Source organism: Cytobacillus gottheilii, assembly GCF_900166665.1.
Classification (GTDB): Bacteria; Bacillota; Bacilli; order Bacillales; family Cytobacillaceae; genus Cytobacillus; species Cytobacillus gottheilii_A.
This window is the reverse complement of the sequence record NZ_LT800494.1, coordinates 1239739-1258784: the sequence shown is the minus strand read 5'-3', so window position 1 is coordinate 1258784 and position 19046 is coordinate 1239739. Positions and strand designations below refer to the sequence as shown.

At 40.2% G+C, this 19046-nt stretch carries 14 protein-coding genes and 1 other annotated feature; of the genes, 1 reads left to right on the top strand and 13 read right to left on the bottom strand.

The annotated features are described in order from the left end of the window. Positions 1 to 240: 240 nt before the first annotated feature. From lonB to ilvB, 11 genes are all read right to left on the bottom strand, one after another. Positions 241 to 1908, bottom strand: coding sequence for an ATP-dependent protease LonB (lonB, locus tag B7E07_RS06125; protein ID WP_080844552.1), 1668 nt, complete (start codon positions 1906 to 1908; stop codon positions 241 to 243). Between the two features lie 328 nt (positions 1909 to 2236). Beyond that, a complete protein-coding gene (gene clpX, locus B7E07_RS06120; RefSeq protein WP_080844551.1) occupies positions 2237 to 3502 on the bottom strand; it encodes an ATP-dependent protease ATP-binding subunit ClpX in 1266 nt (421 codons plus the stop codon). Between the two features lie 764 nt (positions 3503 to 4266). Beyond that, positions 4267 to 5553: a trigger factor gene (gene tig, locus B7E07_RS06115; protein ID WP_080844549.1), complete on the bottom strand. Its 1287-nt coding sequence runs from the start codon at positions 5551 to 5553 to the stop codon at positions 4267 to 4269. Positions 5554 to 5734: 181 nt separating this feature from the next. Then, positions 5735 to 6748: a tetratricopeptide repeat protein gene (locus B7E07_RS06110; RefSeq protein ID WP_080844548.1), complete on the bottom strand. Its 1014-nt coding sequence runs from the start codon at positions 6746 to 6748 to the stop codon at positions 5735 to 5737. Positions 6749 to 6847: 99 nt separating this feature from the next. Beyond that, positions 6848 to 7429, bottom strand: coding sequence for a 3-isopropylmalate dehydratase small subunit (gene leuD / locus B7E07_RS06105; RefSeq protein ID WP_080844546.1), 582 nt, complete (start codon positions 7427 to 7429; stop codon positions 6848 to 6850). A gap of 11 nt (positions 7430 to 7440) precedes the next feature. Then, complete coding sequence (leuC, locus tag B7E07_RS06100; RefSeq protein ID WP_080844544.1) at positions 7441 to 8856, bottom strand: 3-isopropylmalate dehydratase large subunit; 1416 nt, start codon at positions 8854 to 8856, stop codon at positions 7441 to 7443. A 48-nt stretch (positions 8857 to 8904) separates the two neighbouring features. Then, positions 8905 to 10017 carry a 3-isopropylmalate dehydrogenase gene (leuB, locus tag B7E07_RS06095; RefSeq protein WP_080844543.1) on the bottom strand — a complete coding sequence of 371 codons (1113 nt, stop codon included), beginning with the start codon at positions 10015 to 10017 and terminating at the stop codon, positions 8905 to 8907. Between the two features lie 188 nt (positions 10018 to 10205). Beyond that, positions 10206 to 11744 carry a 2-isopropylmalate synthase gene (locus tag B7E07_RS06090; protein WP_080844542.1) on the bottom strand — a complete coding sequence of 513 codons (1539 nt, stop codon included), beginning with the start codon at positions 11742 to 11744 and terminating at the stop codon, positions 10206 to 10208. Further along, positions 11731 to 12756, bottom strand: a complete 1026-nt coding sequence (ilvC, locus tag B7E07_RS06085) for a ketol-acid reductoisomerase (protein WP_080844540.1) — start codon at positions 12754 to 12756, stop codon at positions 11731 to 11733. The genes B7E07_RS06090 and ilvC overlap by 14 nt, the downstream gene beginning before the upstream one ends. Positions 12757 to 12818: 62 nt before the next feature. Next, a complete protein-coding gene (gene ilvN / locus B7E07_RS06080) occupies positions 12819 to 13334 on the bottom strand; it encodes an acetolactate synthase small subunit (RefSeq protein ID WP_066443113.1) in 516 nt (171 codons plus the stop codon). Next, positions 13331 to 15052 (bottom strand): acetolactate synthase large subunit, encoded by a 1722-nt coding sequence (gene ilvB, locus B7E07_RS06075; RefSeq protein ID WP_080844539.1) that lies wholly within the window; start codon positions 15050 to 15052, stop codon positions 13331 to 13333. Before ilvB ends, ilvN begins: the two co-directional genes overlap by 4 nt. 66 nt (positions 15053 to 15118) lie before the next feature. After that, positions 15119 to 15350: a binding site (T-box leader), on the bottom strand. Between the two features lie 375 nt (positions 15351 to 15725). On the opposite strand from ilvB, the gene B7E07_RS06070 reads away from it, so the two are divergent. Then, the gene (locus tag B7E07_RS06070) at positions 15726 to 16481 is read left to right on the top strand and encodes a hypothetical protein (RefSeq protein WP_080844537.1); all 756 of its coding nucleotides are present in this window, start codon (positions 15726 to 15728) and stop codon (positions 16479 to 16481) included. 439 nt (positions 16482 to 16920) lie between these two features. On the opposite strand, the gene B7E07_RS06065 is transcribed toward B7E07_RS06070, so the two are convergent. Beyond that, complete coding sequence (locus B7E07_RS06065) at positions 16921 to 18123, bottom strand: hypothetical protein (RefSeq protein WP_080844536.1); 1203 nt, start codon at positions 18121 to 18123, stop codon at positions 16921 to 16923. Further along, the gene (locus B7E07_RS06060) at positions 18104 to 18679 is read right to left on the bottom strand and encodes a nucleotidyltransferase family protein (protein ID WP_080844535.1); all 576 of its coding nucleotides are present in this window, start codon (positions 18677 to 18679) and stop codon (positions 18104 to 18106) included. The genes B7E07_RS06065 and B7E07_RS06060 overlap by 20 nt, the downstream gene beginning before the upstream one ends. Positions 18680 to 19046: the final 367 nt, after the last annotated feature.

Below are 19046 nucleotides of genomic sequence, written 5' to 3'. Positions count from 1 at the left end.
GCTCCAGACCCTCACTTTCCGTGGGGAGGAAGCTTTAGCCCTCCTCGGAGCAAAAGCTCCAGCGGGGTCTCACCTTTTCCTCTATTGCCCATAGGAGTCGAGGGTCCTCCACTCCATTTCACTCATGTTTAGAAATATTAAATGTTAAAGAAATAAAAAACCGAATGGTTAGAAAGATTCACTTCCTAATCATTCGGTCGTGTGATTGTGTTAAATACTTATGTCTCAGCCTCCGCAGTATTACATACTTTCTTTCTTCGACAATTCAATCGGCACTGATAAAATTTGGTCTTTATAGCCTTCTTTTTGGATGGCAATTTTAAATACTTCGCTTAAATGACTTACAGGAATGATTGTGATTCCATCTATTTCATCTAAAAGGCTTTGCATATTTTCCTGCGGGATAATAACGGTGGTAGCACCAGCTTTTTTTGCAGCTTTTACTTTTGGATATACACCACCAACAGGCTTAACAAATCCGTGGATACTAATTTCACCTGTCATTGCAATAGTGTGATCTACCGGCAGCTTATAGATTGCGGAATAAATGCCCGTAGCCATGGCGATTCCTGCAGACGGTCCGTCAATCGGCACTCCGCCTGGAAAGTTAACATGGATGTCATACTCATCTGCAGGCACACCCATTGATCTGAGCACCGTTAATACATTTTCAATAGAGCCGCGTGCCATACTTTTTCGTCTAATCGATTTCCCTTGTCCGCCAATGCTCTCTTCATCAACAATGCCCGTAATATTGATGCTGCCCTTATCTTGGGCTGGGATGACAGTGACCTCAATATCGAGCAGGGCGCCAGTGTTAGGACCATGAACAGCCAGCCCATTCACTAGCCCGACAGCCGCTTTTTCACCAATTTTACGCTCTAGTCGTGGAGTCAGCTGACTGGATTGAACCACCCATTCTATATCTTCATCTTTTATGTAATTTCTTTCTTCTGTAATCGCTAACCCAGCAGATATTTGAATCATATTAACTGCTTCTCTTCCATTTCTAGCATAGGTTGCGAGTGTTTTTAATGCTTTTTCACTAATCAATAGGTTTACTTTTTGTGCTGCCTTTAAGGCAACCGACTCAATTTCTTCTTCCGTTAACTCGCGGAAAAATACTTCCATACAGCGTGACCGAATTGCCGCCGGAATTTCACTAGGCGTTCTCGTTGTGGCACCAATTAAACGAAAATCAGCAGGAAGTCCATTTTTGAAGATGTCGTGTATATGTGTTGGAATTTGTGTGTTTTCCTCATTATAATAGGCACTTTCCAAAAAGACTTTGCGATCTTCCAATACTTTTAGAAGCTTATTCATCTGAATGGAATGAAGCTCTCCTATTTCATCAATAAATAAGACGCCTCCATGGGCATTAGTGACAGCACCTTGCTTCGGCTGAGGAATTCCAGCCTGTCCCATGGCTCCTGCTCCCTGATAAATAGGGTCATGAACAGAGCCAATTAACGGGTCCGCAATACCGCGCTCATCAAATCTTGCAGTTGTAGCATCTAGCTCTATAAATATAGATGAAGCTTTAAATGGTGATTTATTATATTTCTTTGCTTCTTCTAAGACCAATCTTGCTGCTGCTGTTTTCCCGACACCGGGTGGTCCATAAATAATGACATGCTGAGGATTAGGTCCGCATAAAGCTGCTTTTAATGCTTTTATTCCGTCCTCCTGGCCAACAATATCAGCAAAGGTTGCAGGACGCACCTTTTCTGCTAATGGCTCTGTCAGTGAAATAGACCTCATCTTTTTTAACTGATCCATTTCTTTTTTTGATTCACGGTCAATGGATACTTTTTGCGTGCGCTGACTCTTTAGTAAGTTCCAAAAATACAACCCGATTACAATTCCAAAAAACAATTGAATAAATAACGCAATCCCCGTCCAACTCATGTCGTTCCCTCCTGGATTTTAGTCTAGCTGTTAACTGCTAGTATCTCCCCGACATGGCTGGAATAAACAGAAAAAGAAAAATCCGTTGAAGAGTAACTTAGAAAGTAGATTTCTCTGTTATTAAAGTATGTTAAAAAATTTAAGTGAATTGCGAGGATTTCCACTCCAAGGTACTCTTTTTCCCGCGGGGGCGGGACCTGGACTTCCTCGCAGTCTCGCACCACTCCGTTTCAATCAACTAGATGGAGGTTTTTCTCTTTCACTTCGATTTTTACTTTCTGAAAAAAAAAAGAAAAGCCAACCGGGGTCAGCTTTTCTTTCATTATAATTATGCGGATGTTTTCCGTTCTTCCTGGACTACAGTTCCATCTTCAAGAACTAGCTTTGGAGAGCCACTGTCAAGAACTGTTTCTTTCGTAATGATACATTTTTTAATATCATCACGGGACGGAAGGTCAAACATAACATCAAGCATGATGCCCTCAATAATGGATCGAAGTCCACGGGCACCCGTTTTACGCTCGATTGCTTTTTTCGCAATTTCAATAAGCGCATCATCTTCGAAATCAAGCTCAACATCATCAAGCTCAAGCATTTTTTGATATTGCTTAACAAGAGCATTTTTTGGTTTTGTTAAGATTTCAATTAATGCTTCTTCATCAAGCTGAGTTAAGCTTGCAATAACCGGAAGACGGCCAATAAATTCTGGAATTAATCCAAACTTTAATAGGTCTTCTGGAAGAACCTTAGAAAGAAGTTCTTTTTGCTCTAGCTCATTTTGCTTGTTATCAGAACCGAAGCCAATAACCTTCTGACCTAAACGGCGTTTGATAATTTGCTCGATGCCATCAAAAGCACCGCCGCAAATGAATAGGATATTCGTTGTATCAATTTGGATAAATTCCTGATGAGGATGCTTTCTTCCTCCTTGTGGCGGAACACTTGCCACAGTGCCTTCAAGAATTTTCAGTAATGCCTGCTGCACACCTTCACCTGAAACATCGCGAGTAATCGATGGATTTTCAGATTTACGTGCCACTTTATCAATTTCATCAATATAGATGATGCCTTTTTCCGCTTTTTCAACATCATAATCAGCTGATTGGATTAACTTAAGCAAAATGTTTTCAACATCCTCACCTACATAACCAGCCTCTGTTAATGATGTCGCATCAGCAATGGCAAATGGTACATTCAAAATGCGTGCAAGAGTTTGCGCAAGCAATGTTTTACCGCTACCAGTCGGTCCGATCATCGCAATATTACTCTTTGCAAGCTCTACCTCATCAATTTTGCTGTTTGAATTGATGCGCTTGTAGTGATTATAAACGGCTACAGCAAGTGACTTCTTAGCTTGATCTTGCCCAATTACATATTCATTTAAAATATCGCGAATTTCAGAAGGCTTTGGAACATCTTTGAATTCTACTTCTTCTTCTGTTCCAAGCTCCTCTTCAACGATTTCTGTGCAAAGCTCAATACATTCGTCACAAATATAAACACCTGGTCCAGCAACAAGTTTGCGAACCTGGTCCTGCGTTTTTCCACAGAAGGAGCACTTTAGCTGTCCTTTTTCATCATTAAATTTAAACAATTCCTTCACCCCTCAAAAAAACTGAAAAGATATATAACCGCGAATCCTATTTCACTGAAAGTTCCGTTGACTGACCCGAAAATAATTTAGATATATGTATGGAATAGGTTGTCGCTACGACGTTAAGTATTTTAAATGTTCCATGAAATTGAACCACTAGATCATCGTTGCTTACTCCAACTAAATTTCCGGCTTCTAAAAAAGAGTAATCTAAAATAAGCACATAATGATTTATGTTACTTACTTTTCCCTCTCATATTAGGCATTTAAACGTAACTTTAAATTTTTCCCAAAACAAGTATGTACTGCATTGTAACACATATTTACAGCAGACAGGAAATGATAACGCTTAGGTTGAAAATAGGATATGTATTTCTTTCAATAAATATGATTCGCTGGTTATGAAAAACAAGCGATCGCTATTTGCGATTGCCAATGAATACTTGCCGACTGACACAGCCAACGGCTATCTTAGCTTACACTTCTGATCCATCACGAATTTCTTGATATAACACCCAATGATCTTTCAAAAGTGAATGTTCGCACCGATTCTTTTCGGTAAACGAAAAAATATGTACTTCCTTAAGGATATCCATTGTATCTGATTTCCATAAGTCTATCTTTTGCAAGAATACATGGTTTCTATGTACTGCGTTATCATTTTTGTCTTTTCACAGAGCAAGGAGATACAAAAGTTATGTAATAATTCTTTGGAGTATAAAACAAGGCACGATCAAAATCGCGCCTTATTTTTATCTATTATATTATACAGTTTTGCTGTTTTCTACAAGTAAATCGATTGCTTTTTTCATTTGAAGATCAGAATTTAACGCATCAAGGTTGCCGCCAAGTGCTTGCTTAATTGCATCTACGCCCATGTTGTACATTTCAGCCATTTTATCAAGCTCAGCAGTAATCTCTTCTTCTGTTACTTCAATGTTTTCAGCTTTAGCAATAGCTTCAACAGTTAAGTTCACACGAACACGTTTTGCAGCTTCTTCGCTCATTTGCTCACGCAATGCACTTTCATCTTGTCCAGAGAATTGGAAGTAAAGCTCAAGATTCATGCCTTGCATTTGCAGACGCTGTTCGAACTCTTGAAGCATGCGGTCAACTTCAGTGTCAACCATTGCAGAAGGAACATCGATTTCAGCATTTTCTGCTGCTTTTTCAACAACAGTATCACGTACATGATGCTCTGCTTCATGCTTTTTGCTCTCTTCTAAACGAGTTTTGATTTTTTCTTTAAGTGCATCTAAAGATTCAACTTCTTCATCAGCATCTTTTGCAAACTCATCATCTAAAGCAGGAAGTTCTTTTCCTTTAATTTCGTGAACAGTTACTTTGAAAGTAGCTTTCTTACCAGCAAGTTCAGCTGCATGGTATTCTTCAGGGAAAGTAACTTCTACATCTTTAGATTCTCCAGAAGCTGCACCTACCAATTGCTCTTCAAATCCCGGAATAAATTGGCCTGAACCTAATTCTAAAGAATAGTTTTCAGCTTTGCCGCCTTCAAATGCTTCGCCATCAACGAAACCTTCAAAGTCCATAACAACTGTATCGCCGTTTTCAGCTTTGCCTTCTTCTTTTACAACAAGCTCAGCTTGTTTTTCTTGCATAGCAGTAAGTTCTGCAGTTACGTCTTCTTCTGTTACTTCAGTATCGAATTTTTCTACTTCGATTCCTTTGTATTCGCCTAATTTCACTTCAGGCTTAACAGTAACAGTTGCTTTAAAGATTAAGCTTTTGCCTTTTTCAATTTGCTCAACATCGATTTCCGGACGATCTACTGGCTCAATTCCAGTTTCGTCGATTGCATTTGCATATGCATCCGGTAATAGATAATCTACAGCATCTTGATAAAGAGATTCTACGCCAAAACGCTTTTCAAACATACCACGAGGCATTTTTCCTTTACGGAAGCCTGGTACATTGATTTGTTTAACAACTTTCTTGAATGCAGCATCTAAACCTTCGTTTACTTTCTCTGCATCTACTTCAATAGTAAGAACCCCCTGGTTCCCTTCAAGCTTTTCAAATTTAGCTGACATACAATTATTTCCCTCCAAAATCTATGATCATTTCATTTTTCACGAAATGGTATGAATACGTCTTGTTTTTCAAGCCACTATTCATTCACTAGTAACTGTTAAAAATTACTTATCTGCGTAATACAACCATTATATTATAACACACGGAGCATAGCTTTCAAGATTGAGCCTAATTTTTACGTTAAGAAATTTCTTCTAGTGCAGAGATGTACTCACTTGCAGCCTGAATCTTTCTCTCTTCCACTTCATATAAAGCTTCTAATTCTTCCGATGAAGTCTCTAATCCGAAATAGTCTGTGACTAATCTATGATAAGCAGCCGCCAGCGCTTTTGAGGAGATCGATTCTACCTCAAAAGGATAGAGAAGGAAGAAATGCCGCTTTATGATTTCTTTTGTATTTTCATATAAAATAGGATCTTCCTGAGAGATGATCGCTTCCAAAATCCCTATAACCTCGCTATATTGCTCCTGGTCATTCCAATTAAGCATTTCTGCAGGTATTACCAGCTGCTGCCTTCCGCCCTTATTAACCAGCACTGAACGCTCTATGCCGTGCTCTGCTAAAACGTTTAATAGAATGGTTTTAAAGAAATATTGGCCGTTCTCGTCTTTTAAGTACTCTTCTATTCCTTGAAGATGATTCTGTATGTTCGATTGAGCCAGTTTTGCGGCTATTTGGATTTGCTCATTTTGATCATGCAAAGCAAAAAAGTTGATATGCTCAAGCTCACTGAATGTTTCTTGTTCTTCTTCTATTTCAATAGGAGCTGATTGGATCTGTTTTCGGCTAAAGGCAAGCAGTGTGCTAAAATGCTCGTATTTTTCACTTGGCACCTCTTTCTCTTCCAGGAGGCCTTCAATCGCTGTAATAATTTCGGCATAATGCCCAAGCTGAACGAGGATCATTAAATATAAATCCATTATATCAATATAATTTCCGATATCTGCTTGCAGCATATTTTCAGCTAGTCTTTTTGATTTCTGAAGGTTCCCTGACTCAAAATAGGCAAGCACGAGGCCAATATGTATTTCACTGTTTTCAGGATCCAAGAGGATCGCCTCTTCTAAATAGCGAACCGCGTGTTTAAAGTCCTTTTGTTTGACCGCCTCCAGTCCTTTTTCAATCAGCCGCTGTTCCAGACCGGGAAAGAGAATAATATTATCATTTGAATTTTTCTGTTCCCGTTTTTTCATATTTATACCGTCCTTGTAATTGGTTTGCAGTTAGTTTAGCATGGTGAGAATAAAAAAACAAAAAGATCCATCACCTAGTAGTAGTAATGGACCCTCTTTTTACTGCGCTTTTTCGTAAACAGTAATGTATTCAACTAACTGCATGGTAATTTCAATCTCATCCCAGCCATTTACGAGCATGTTTTTCCAATAAGGATCAATTGAAAAATGTGCTTTGAAACCGGCAGTGTCGGAAATGCTTTCGTTTTCTAAATCAACGGTAAGTTCATAGTTTTCATGTTCTGCTTTTTGCAGCAGCTGTGCGACTTTCTCCGCATCCAGAGTAACTGGAAGCAGGCCGTTTTTTAAGCAGTTCTGATAGAATATATCTGCGAATGAAGGCGCGATAATCGCCTTAAAACCATAATCTAATAATGCCCATGGTGCGTGCTCTCTGGATGAGCCGCATCCGAAATTTTCATTGGCAATTAATATTTTCGCACCTGCGTTCTCAGCTCTATTTAATTCAAAATGAGGGTTTGGCTCACCATCGGCTGAATATCTCCAATCATAAAACAAAAAGCGGCCAAAGCCCGTTTTTTCAATTCTCTTTAAAAATTGCTTTGGGATGATTTGATCTGTGTCGACATTTGCGCGATCAAAAGCTGCCGCCTTTTCTGTTATTTTTGTAAATGCACTCATCCTTATCCCCCCTATTTAAATGCTTCTTCCGGCATTATCGCTGTTACATCGGTAATTTTTCCATATATAGCAGCCGCAGCAGCCATGATTGGGCTGACAAGATGGGTTCTTGCACCTGTTCCTTGTCTGCCTTCAAAATTTCGGTTCGATGTTGATGCGCAATGCTCGCCAGCAGGAACAATGTCATTATTCATGCTTAAACACATACTGCAGCCAGACTCTCTCCACTCGAAGCCTGCCTCCGTAAAGATACGGTGCAATCCTTCTTCTTCTGCTTGCTTCTTCACCTGCTGTGAGCCCGGAACCACCAATGCTCTCACATTGCTATGCACCTGTTTGCCTTTCACAATTTCCGCTGCCTGTCTTAAATCCTCGAGGCGGGAATTTGTGCACGATCCGATAAATACATGCTGAATTTGAATATCCTCTATTTTTTGCCCCTCTGTTAATCCCATATAAGATAGAGCACTTTGCAGTGATTTTCTTTCAATTTCGTTTTTGCAATCTGAGAGATACGGAATTCTTTCATGCACTCTTGAAGTCATTGCAGGATTCGTCCCCCAGCTGACCATTGGAGCAATTTCCTCTGCATTGATATGAATCGTCTTGTCATAGACCGCATCATCATCTGAAGCAAGCTCTCTCCATTCTGCAACTGCCTTCGCCAATTCCTCGCCTTTAGGAGCAAACTTTCTGCCTGTTATATAGGAGAAAGTCGTCTCGTCAGGACTCACTAAACCTGCTCTTGCCCCGCCTTCAATAGACATATTACAGATGGTCATTCTTTCATCCATTGACATGCCTCTTATCGCTTCACCACAATATTCAATAATATAGCCTGTTCCAAAATCAAATCCATGCTTTGAAAGGATATATAAAATAATGTCCTTCGCCGTTACTCCTTTATTAGGAGTTCCGCTGATGTCAATTTTCAGTGTCTTTGGTTTGGCACGCCATATGGTTTGAGTGGCCAATACATGCTCAACCTCACTCGTTCCAATGCCAAAAGCAATAGAACCAAAAGCACCATGTGTTGAAGTATGGCTGTCTCCGCAGACAATTGTTTTGCCTGGCAATGTCAGTCCAAGCTCAGGACCAATGACGTGAACGATCCCCTGATCTGGACTATCTATGCCTGCTAAAGGAATTCCAAATTCATGACAGTTTTTTTCTAATGTCGTCATCTGATTCAGCGCCACTTTATCATGAATTTCGGAACGGTTATCTGTTGGAACGTTATGGTCCATGGTAGCAAAGGTTTTATCCGGTCTGCGTACCTTTCTGCCTTTCATTCGCAGCCCAGAAAATGCCTGCGGTGAAGTAACCTCGTGTACAAGGTGTAAATCAATATATAATAAATCCGGCTTCCCCTCTTCTTCATATACAACATGTTTATCCCATATCTTTTCAATAATTGACTTCCCCATTACGTTCCCCCCGATCGAGACGAGTGTCTGAATTACTTTTCCGAATAATTAAGAGTAAGCCTCCATAATATGCATAATCGCTTCATGATCTAAAATCATTGCTTTAACTTCATTAATCATTTCACTAGTAGATACATAGTTATTGACAGTTCTGCCGATATCCTTCGTTCGGTAGCCTGCATCAAGCACTTGGTTGACTGCTGTTTCAACCGCCTTTGCTTCCTCCTGCATTCCAAAGGATAAACGAAGCATCATTGCTGCGGATAGAATGGCTGCAAGCGGATTGGCAATATTCTGACCCGCAATATCAGGTGCTGAGCCATGAATCGGTTCATATAATGAAGGACCGTCCTCTGAAAGACTGGCTGAAGCTGACATCCCTAATGACCCTGTCAGAACGGAAGCCTCATCACTTAAAATATCGCCAAACATGTTTTCCGTTACAATAACATCAAACCTTTTCGGATTTGTCACTAATTGCATTGCTGCGTTATCGACCAGCATATGCTCAAGCTCCACATTCGGAAATTCCTTGGCAATCTCATCTGCTACTTCTCTCCACATTCGGCTTGATTCAAGGACATTCGCTTTATCAACTGATGTTACTTTTTGATCTCGTTTCTCCGCAAGCTCAAAAGCAAGCTTAATAACACGCTTCATTTCAGACTTTTGATAGTATAATGTATCAACAACCGCCTCTTTTCCGTCTCTTTCCACGCGCTCACTTGGTTTGCCAAAATACAGCCCGCCTGTCAGCTCTCGAACAAAAAGCAGATCTACATTTTCGATATATTCCTTTTTTAATGGAGAATTTTCTGCAAGACTCTCATAATAGCTTGTTGGTCTTAGATTGGCAAAAAGATTTAGTTCTTTTCTTATTTTCAGTAAACCGCGTTCTGGCCGGAGGTTCGGCGGCTGTGCATCCCATTTAGGCCCGCCAACAGCACCTAATAAAACCGCATCGCTATCTTTACAATGCTGTATGGTTTCATCCGGTAAAGGCGTGCCATATGTATCAATGGCTTCTCCGCCAATGCTTCCATATGTGAAATGAAACTGGTGTCCAAAGCGTTCTCCAACTGCCTGAAGAACTTCAACAGCTCCTTTTGTCACTTCTTTTCCAATTCCGTCTCCTGGAAGAACAACGATCCGTTTTTCCATTCCTAACCCCTCCGATTTGTTCAATTAAGCTGCTGTTTGTTATATGAAAAATATAATTCCGACGAGATTTTCATTCCTGGTGCTCGCTTTCCGCTGGGCTGGTGGCGAACACCAGTCCCCTCCAATCAACGAGGAAATTTCCACATAAAGTAATTTAAAAACTATATCTTTTAGAATAGAAGCGAATACTACACATTTAAGACGGCTGTTTTGCTTTCATTTAAATAAATCACACGATTAACAGCATTTAAGTAGGCTTTGGCTGAAGCTTCAAGAACATCCTGTGCTAAGCCTCTGCCGCTTGACTCTTGCCCTTCATATTGAAGACTCACATATACTTGTGCTAACGCATCTCTGCCGGCACCAACTGACTGTATGCGGTAATCCAATAAATGAACTTCGCCTGTAATACATTTCTCAAGCGTATTATAAAGTGCCTCGATCGAGCCAGCACCTGTTGCGGCTTCCTGCAGCATTTCATTTTGTTTGCCGGATAAAGTGACAGTCGCTGTAGGAATTTGATTTGTGCCGTATTGAACCTGTATTTGCATCAGCTCATAGAAGCGCTGGTCTTTAGAGAGCTTTTCTTCAAGAACGATAGCGGCCAGGTCATCATCGGTCATTTCCTTTTTCCGATCTGCCAAATCCTTAAAGATGGTGAAAAGAGCTGGAATTTCTTCATCAGGAACAGTTAAACCAAGCTCCTGAAGACGGTTTTTAAACGCATGTTTGCCGGAATGTTTGCCTAACACCATCGCATTTGAATGGAAGCCAACAAGTTCTGGTGAAATGATTTCATAGGTCGACTTGTTTTTAAGCACGCCATCCTGATGAATGCCTGATTCGTGTGCAAATGCATTTTTACCGACAACCGCTTTATTGGCTGGAACCGTCATTCCTGTAAGCTTGCTGACGAGACTGCTCGTGCGGCTGATTTCCTGCAGATTCATAGCAGTGCTCGCTCCATAGAAATCCTTTCTTATATGAAGAGCAACGGCAAATTCCTCTAACGCTGCATTGCCTGCACGTTCACCGATGCCGTTGATCGTACCTTCCACCTGTGTTGCACCATTCTCAACAGCTGCAAGTGAATTTGCAATCGCCATCCCTAAATCGTCGTGGCAATGTGCAGAAAGATGAACTTTATTAATAGAAGGAACATGTTCTCTTAAGTAGGAAAAAATTCGTCCATACTCAGCTGGAGTCCCATAACCAACTGTATCAGGTATGTTTATAATCGTTGCTCCCGCCTTGATTACTTTTTCAATAATCTCTGCTAAAAATGGCAGCTCCGTTCTTGAAGCATCCTCTGCAGACCATTGAATAATCGGGAACATTTTGGAGGCATATTCTACTGCTTCGACAGCTGTTGCAATGACTTCTTCTTTTGATTTTTTCAATTTATATTTTCTATGAATAGGAGAAGTTGCCAGGAATGTATGAAGCCGCGGTTCTGCCCCGCCCTTTAAAGATTCCCATGCTGCGTCAATATCCGATTTAACTGCTCTTGCCAAACCTGTAACAGAAGCGCTGCGGATCGTATTAGCGATTTGCTCAACAGAAGCAAAGTCACCTTTAGAAGCTGCTGGAAAACCAGCTTCAATAATATCCACATTTAATCTTTCAAGCTGTTTGGCAATTTCGAGCTTTTCTGAGAAATTCAAGTTTACACCAGCTGACTGTTCTCCATCTCTCAAAGTTGTATCGAATATTTTAATGGTTCGCACTGACAGCCACTTCTTTCTTTTGGTTATTTTTTTGCACAAATGGCATCATTTTTCTTAACTCCTTGCCAACAATTTCAATTTGATGCTGTTTTTCGCTTTCGTTGATGGCGTTAAACACTGGGCGATTTGCCTGATTTTCAAGAATCCAGCCTTTCGCAAACTTACCTTGCTGGATGTCCGTTAAGATGCTTTTCATTTCTTCTTTTACTCTTGCATCCACTACTCGAGGTCCGCTGACAAAATCACCCCATTGTGCTGTGTCTGAGATTGAATAGCGCATCCCCTCTAATCCGCCCTCATACATTAAATCAACAATCAGCTTCAGCTCATGCAAACATTCAAAATAAGCTAGTTCTGGCTGATATCCTGCCTCTGTTAATGTTTCAAACCCTGCTTTTACTAAAGAAGTTAGTCCTCCGCACAGAACCGCCTGTTCTCCAAATAAGTCTGTTTCTGTTTCTTCTTTAAAGGTTGTTTCTAAACCGCCTGCTCTTAACGATCCAATGGCTCTGGCATATGCTAAAGCTAGCTCTCTCGCTTCGCCTGTTACATCCTGATAGACCGCAAATAGAGCTGGCACCCCTGCACCTTCTTCGTATGTTCTGCGTACAAGATGACCAGGTCCTTTAGGTGCTACTAATAACACATCACTTTCCTCAGGAGGAACAATTTGATTGAAATGAATGTTGAAGCCATGTGCAAACATTAAAGCCTGGTTTGTCAAATTAGGCTCAATTTCTTCTTTATACACCTTCGTTTGCTGCTCATCAGGCAACAGGATCATGACTACATCAGCTTGTGCTACTGCTTCGCTTACAGGATAGACTGCAAATCCATCTGCTTCTGCTTTGTCCCAGGAATTCCCTTTGCGCAGTCCAATCACAACTTCTACACCGCTGTCACGCATGTTTAAAGAATGTGCATGCCCTTGTGATCCGTAGCCAATTACTGCAACCTTTTTCCCGTTTAAGTATTCTGCATTTGCATCTCCGTTATAGTACATTTTCGCCATTTTTCATTCTCCTCTTCTATTGTTTTATGGTTTTAAAATATTTAGAAAGTGCTTGGAAATTTTTATAAAATCGATACCTGTTTCGGCGGTGCACTTCTTTGCGTCCCTCGAGGGAAAGCGGTAGTGCCCGTTCTTGCCAGCTCTTTAATTCCATAAGGACTGATTAGTTCTATAAAAGCTTCAATTTTTTCAGACTCGCCGGTAATTTGAATGACCATGCTTTCTTTACTTACATCAATAACGGACGCTCGAAAAGGTTCTATTAACGAATAAAGCTCATTTCTTGTCTGCGGAGTCGACTGCACTTTGATTAAGGCCAATTCTCTTGCGACAATGGACTGGTCTGTAATATCCGTTACCTTGATCACATCAATTTGCTTATTTAGCTGTTTGGTAATCTGCTCGCTCGCTTTTTCGTCCTCGACATGTATAACACATGTAATTCTGGACATGCCCTCCAGTTCAGAGTGGCCGACAGAAATGCTTTCAATATTGTAATTTCGTTTAGAAAATAAGTTGGTCACTCGATTTAGCACGCCCGGCCGATTCATTACGGTCAGGCAGATGATTCTTCTCACGGTTTAACACCTTCCATTTCGTGCAGCCCCTTTCCTGGAGCAATCATCGGAAATACATTTTCATTTGGATCAATCCGCAAATCGATTAATACTGGTTCGTTACATGTTAATAGGTGTTTTAATTCATTTTCCGCTTGTTCCTTCGTATCAATAAAAACTCCTTTAATATCATAGGCTTCTGCCAGTTTTACAAATGATGGCTGTGAGGAAAACTTACTATGAGAAAAACGCGAATCATAAAAGATTTCCTGCCATTGGCGCACCATTCCAAGAGCCTGGTTGTTCAGGACAACGATTTTAATTGGCAGGTTCATCTCACGAATAACGGCTAATTCCTGCGTACACATCTGAAAGCCGCCATCTCCAAGAACCGCAATGACATTCCGCTCGGGATCAGCGAGCTGTGCCCCAATACTTGCTGGCAAACCAAAACCCATTGTTCCTAATCCACCTGATGTGACCCAGCGATTCGCTTCGTTAAATCGATAATATTGCGCCGCCCACATTTGATGCTGCCCGACATCCGTGACCACAATCGCTTCACCGTTTGTAAAAGAGTGAATAAGCTCCATAGCCTTTTGTGGCTTCACCTCAAGTGATGTTTGGTCATAATGGTATGGAAACTCTTCTTGCCACTCTTCTAGCTGTTTTATCCATTCTTCATGAACTGGCGGTTTGCCTTCTCCATTCACAAGTTCGTGCAGTGCCTCTTTTGCATCAGCAACGATCGGAATAAGCGTTTCAACATTTTTGCCAATCTCTGCCGGATCAATATCAATATGAGCGACCGATGCATGCGGAGCAAAATGCTTCAGGTTACCGGTAAGCCGATCATCAAAGCGTGCACCAATGTTGATAAGCAAATCACATTGTGATAGTGCCATATTGGCTGTATAACAGCCATGCATGCCTGCCATGCCGATAAATAGAGGATGTTCTGCCGGAAATCCGCCTAAGCCAAGCAATGTATGAATAACCGGGAGCTTCTGCTGCTCAGCATAGGCTTTTAATGCGTGCATCGCTTTTGCGTGAAGAACGCCCGCCCCTGCTAATATAACTGGCTTTTTAGCTTTGCTGACCGCTTCAATCAATTTTCGGATTTGCAAATAATTTGGATGTTTGGTTGGCTGATAACCTGGAAGATGGATTTCTGTCTCTTCCTGCATTTCGGCTGGAGCAGCTGCGATATCTTTTGGTATGTCAATTAAAACTGGGCCAGGTCTGCCGCTCGAAGCAATATAAAAGGCTTCCTTCACGATTTTAGGTATGTCCTCTGCTTTTCGGACTTGGTAGTTATACTTGGTAATGGGTGTGGTAATCCCTAATACATCAGCTTCCTGGAAAGCATCCGTACCAATAACTCCTGTGGCAACCTGGCCAGTGAATACAACAAGGGGCAGTGAATCCATCATGGCATCTGCAAGCCCAGTCACAATATTCGTTGCTCCTGGCCCAGAAGTAGCAATGACAACGCCTGGTTTGCCGGATATTCTTGCGTAGCCTTCTGCTGCATGAATGCCTCCTTGCTCATGCCTCGGTAAAACATGCTGAATCTTTGACGAATAAATCTTGTCATAGATGGGAAGCACGGCTCCTCCTGGATAGCCAAATATAACTTCAACTCCCTCTCTTTCCAAGGCATCTAATAACAAATCGGACCCTGTTATTGACCGTGTATTCTCCGCTTTAACCTCAGGTAACGCAGCTCCCTGCAACATGAATGAAAATCCTCCTCTTTTAAAAAATAAAAAGCCTTCCCATCCCCTTATCCAGATCTCTGGAAAACAAGGGATGAAAAGGCTTGAAAACCTGTTCCACGGTACCACCCTGATTCACGTATAAAACGTGCTCTCATTTTGTTTGATAACGGGTGCATCTACCCGGCAGGACTTACTAAAACGTTCAGACCCGCACTCAGAGGTGAGTTCATTTTATGCTGGATTGCCGGATTTCAGCATCCCCGGCTCTCTGTAAAATCCTGTTCATAAAATTACTTGTCCTCATCATTGATTTTATCGATTCAACACTTTAAACCGTTAAATTTTTAGGTTAAAAAAATGACAGTTTTTCAAAGTGAAAACGTCTTGCTGTGATTTTGTTATTTGTGTAATTTGTTTTATTGAGGACTATCTTACCCGCATTTACCAGCATCGTCAATAGCATTTTTTAAATTATTTGATAATTTTGATTAGTCAATTTAATTGGATGCGCTTTCATTGTTGTTACCTTGCCGTTCCTGTTGGACAAAATTTTTTGTAAAAAATTTATAATTTTGAACTTAACGCTTCAATATTTTCTCAATAATTACCAAAAATATATTTTATTTCTAATGACTGGGTGGTAGTCTTAATTAAGATATAGATCTGTTACTTGAAGAGGGAAGGTGAACGAATGAAAGCTTCACAAAGTATATTAGCCACATGGGAAAAATTTAACGACTTTCCTATGGAGACTTTAACAAAAGCATGGGTTTATAACAGTGCAAGCAGCAAAAAACAACGAGCACTTTCTCTTATGAAAGAGCATAGAGAGCAATATGGAATGTCAGGGAATTGTTTTGATCTTGCAATCTGGCTTTTAGATGAATTTAAAAAAGATGGTGTACACGCCTATCCAATCGGCGATCAGCTCATGACGGAAGATGCTCATGCAGCTGTCATCGCAGTGTGCGAGGAAGGAAAGAGATATTACTGTGATTTAGGCGATCAATGGATTACTCCGATTTTAATAGACGGAGAGTGTGAGGATTTTACAAATGAAAGGCTGTCTGGTTTCTTTCCTGGCGCACAAGTGCAGGTTCACTCTGCCAAAGATGAATTTCAAATCCTCTATCATCGTCCTAACGGAAAAACGTCCAAACAAGTTTTTGATCCGAAACCCGTGGGTATGGATTTCTTTTTAAAAGCTGCTGAACTTTCCCAGAATGCAATCAGTTCCAAACCTCTAGTAGAATGCAGAATTCCTTATAAGTCAGAGATCGCTCATTGGGAGTTTTATAATTGGAAGAGTTTCTTAAGCACAAATGACGGTTTGTTTCCTGATCCAACACTAGGAAGCATAGAAGAATGGGGTGAAAGAATATTTGGGAAGACGGGATATAACCGTGAAATATTAGTTGATGTTCTAAAATTGTATAGAAATATGTAAAAGAATCAAGTCTCAGGCTGAAGGAACAGTTATACAGGTGGGTAGATTCCCGTAAGACCGCTTTTTGTGGTGGGACGGGCACTTTGCAGGGGTGTTAGTTCCCTTCAGTTCGCTTTTGGAGGGGTGGCGGGCACTTTGCACGTATGTTAGTTCCCTTTAGACCGCTTTTTGCGGGGTGGCGGGCACTTTGCACGTATGTTAATTCCCTTCAGGCTGCTTTTTGCGGGGCGACGGGCACTTTGCGAGCCTGTATATACCCTTTAGGACGCTTTTTAGGGGGGCGACGGGCACTTTGCATGTATGTTAGTTCCCTTCAGACTGCTTTTTTAGGGGCGACGGGCACTTTGCAAATGCACACCTTTTAGCGACTGTATCCTTATGAATTAAATTCTCTCTAGCCGATTAATTTCACCTCCCTGCAGGAAATTATACATTTCTATCAGTCTGCCCTAAAATAGTAGGATCCATCTTTTTCAGATAGTTTGCCTTTCATATCACCAATCCCAATTATTGAAACATTCCCATTCTTATTAACTGGTTTGTCTGGCAGCACAATATGGAGCTTATCAAGTTTATTAAAAGAATTATAGTATGCAATGACAGGCTGATTAATTACATATTCCCTGCCGTTCAAAAGAATTTTTATAAAGTTTTGATGCATTTCCCTCTGTTTCCCTACCAAAGCGTTCATTGGGTCAAACGCTGCTCTCTCCATATCGCCAATAAGGTAAAGATGGTACCCTTCTTTATGTTCAAATTGTGTAAACATGTCTTTTCGTTCACTGTTAATTTCCTCTATGATAGCAGTAGTTTCGCTGCTGATATCGAAATGTTTTATCTCATTATATTGATGCTTAACTTTTTCCTTTAAAATATCATAAAGTGTCATTTCTTCAGTAAAAAAACCTTCTTTCCAATCAGAAAAAAACTCATCCAGCAGACAGCAAATAACAAATCCAGAACGATAGCAGCTTCTTCTGAGAAATTGAGAGGATTCTTTATTTTCTATTAATCCTTTGCTAAATGTTTCTAACAATTCTTCGTATGAATGATTGCTATTATGCAGGCAAGCTTGAAACTCAACATAAAAAGCTGGTCCTTCTACTGTTTCAACGAAAAGCTCGAAATCTAGATATTGATCTATGAATTTACGCCTGCTTTCCCTTAATTCAACAAATTTCTTCATATTATCAAGCTTTTCTTCTCTGCGCGTTGAGATACCTGCTTGGTATAGATATCTCCTTTCTCTATTACGCAATTCAATATTTTCCTTTTTCATTGGATAATTCATGCCTGCTAACTCATCCGGAAAGCGATTCTCTTCTTTTAGGTACTGAAACCCATGAAAAAGCTCATGCACCATAATAGAATAGACACTTTCCATTTCATTATAATAATCTAAGTTTACAATTGCAGTAGGATAACCCTCGTATAAGATTAACGTATTGATCCCATTGAATTCATTATTCCATTTCAAAAACGAATAAGGCTTATCTGTAGATAAAAATTTTGGATGGTTGTATAAATACACACCATTTTGATCATACAAAGCCACTGCGACTAATTGAAATTCGGGCCAATATAAATTTGCGTTTTCTGCTATTCTTTCAAAAACATTAGACTCATTTATATTCATTTCCACAAACCTCTACCTTCTCCCATATAGAATTCCAATGCTTCTTTCTCATTCGATCATTATAAATGGCCATTCTCTCATTTTCCTCCAAATAATAGGGAGTTGGCCTTACTTTTAAGTTCAATACATCTTCAATTCCCCATGGCGCTGTTAATAATAGATTGTCTTTCTCGTCTAACTTAACACCTAAAGCTGTTACCGTTTCAGGAAACTTGGAAATGCCATCTGTTGATGATGTATAGGGCTGCATATTATTTTTCACATGCATTCTTGCCTGGTTCTTAACTGACCAAGGTATTTCCGCAACAAGATTGCTTAGCTTACTCTCCAATTCTTTTTCTTCGGATTCATCTATATTAGATGGATTATAGTAGATCACATCAATATCAGGCAGTGCTGTTCTCTCTTTAAAGGTATGTAATGTATCCCATATTTTTGAGCGCACAAATCCAGCACAAATCCACCAATCAGGCAAATGCAGGGATTGAACCGCTCTTAGCAGATTCATCATCCAGGGATCTTCCCGGATCAGTTCAATAATGTCTTCTTCTGTTTTAATCATTTGTATCACCTTTTCTTATAACGTCTTAATAATATTCTATTCAAATTGTTCAAGCTCCTGTTTAATCAAAATAAATGCGTAAAATCATTTAATAAATTCAAATATTTGGTATAATCAAATCGTAAACAGCTGCTTTGGTAAGTGAGGTAATAGGTTTCTAATTTTTTCACAGTGTAAATGTTAATTATATGTTTAAATTATTTTAATTAGGGTAAATGATAATGTTGTGTCTTTGTGCAAGGAATGGATCCACGTACTTCCGGCAAATTACATAGAATAGTTTAATGAAAATGAAATAATACCAATCTTATATAACGCAATAGTAATTTTACCTTCATAACGGAGTGCATTGGCCAAATCCTTATAT

What these genes read in the sequence shown, in the direction of transcription:
- lonB (WP_080844552.1), bottom strand. Translation starts at nt 1,908, where the DNA reads ATGAGTTGGACGGGGATTGCGTTATTTATTCAATTGTTTTTTGGAATT.
- tig (WP_080844549.1), bottom strand. Translation starts at nt 5,553, where the DNA reads ATGTCAGCTAAATTTGAAAAGCTTGAAGGGAACCAGGGGGTTCTTACT.
- B7E07_RS06110 (WP_080844548.1), bottom strand. Translation starts at nt 6,748, where the DNA reads ATGAAAAAACGGGAACAGAAAAATTCAAATGATAATATTATTCTCTTT.
- leuD (WP_080844546.1), bottom strand. Translation starts at nt 7,429, where the DNA reads ATGAGTGCATTTACAAAAATAACAGAAAAGGCGGCAGCTTTTGATCGC.
- leuC (WP_080844544.1), bottom strand. Translation starts at nt 8,856, where the DNA reads ATGGGGAAGTCAATTATTGAAAAGATATGGGATAAACATGTTGTATAT.
- leuB (WP_080844543.1), bottom strand. Translation starts at nt 10,017, where the DNA reads ATGGAAAAACGGATCGTTGTTCTTCCAGGAGACGGAATTGGAAAAGAA.
- ilvC (WP_080844540.1), bottom strand. Translation starts at nt 12,756, where the DNA reads ATGGCGAAAATGTACTATAACGGAGATGCAAATGCAGAATACTTAAAC.
- ilvB (WP_080844539.1), bottom strand. Translation starts at nt 15,052, where the DNA reads ATGTTGCAGGGAGCTGCGTTACCTGAGGTTAAAGCGGAGAATACACGG.
- B7E07_RS06070 (WP_080844537.1), top strand. Translation starts at nt 15,726, where the DNA reads ATGAAAGCTTCACAAAGTATATTAGCCACATGGGAAAAATTTAACGAC.
- B7E07_RS06060 (WP_080844535.1), bottom strand. Translation starts at nt 18,679, where the DNA reads ATGATTAAAACAGAAGAAGACATTATTGAACTGATCCGGGAAGATCCC.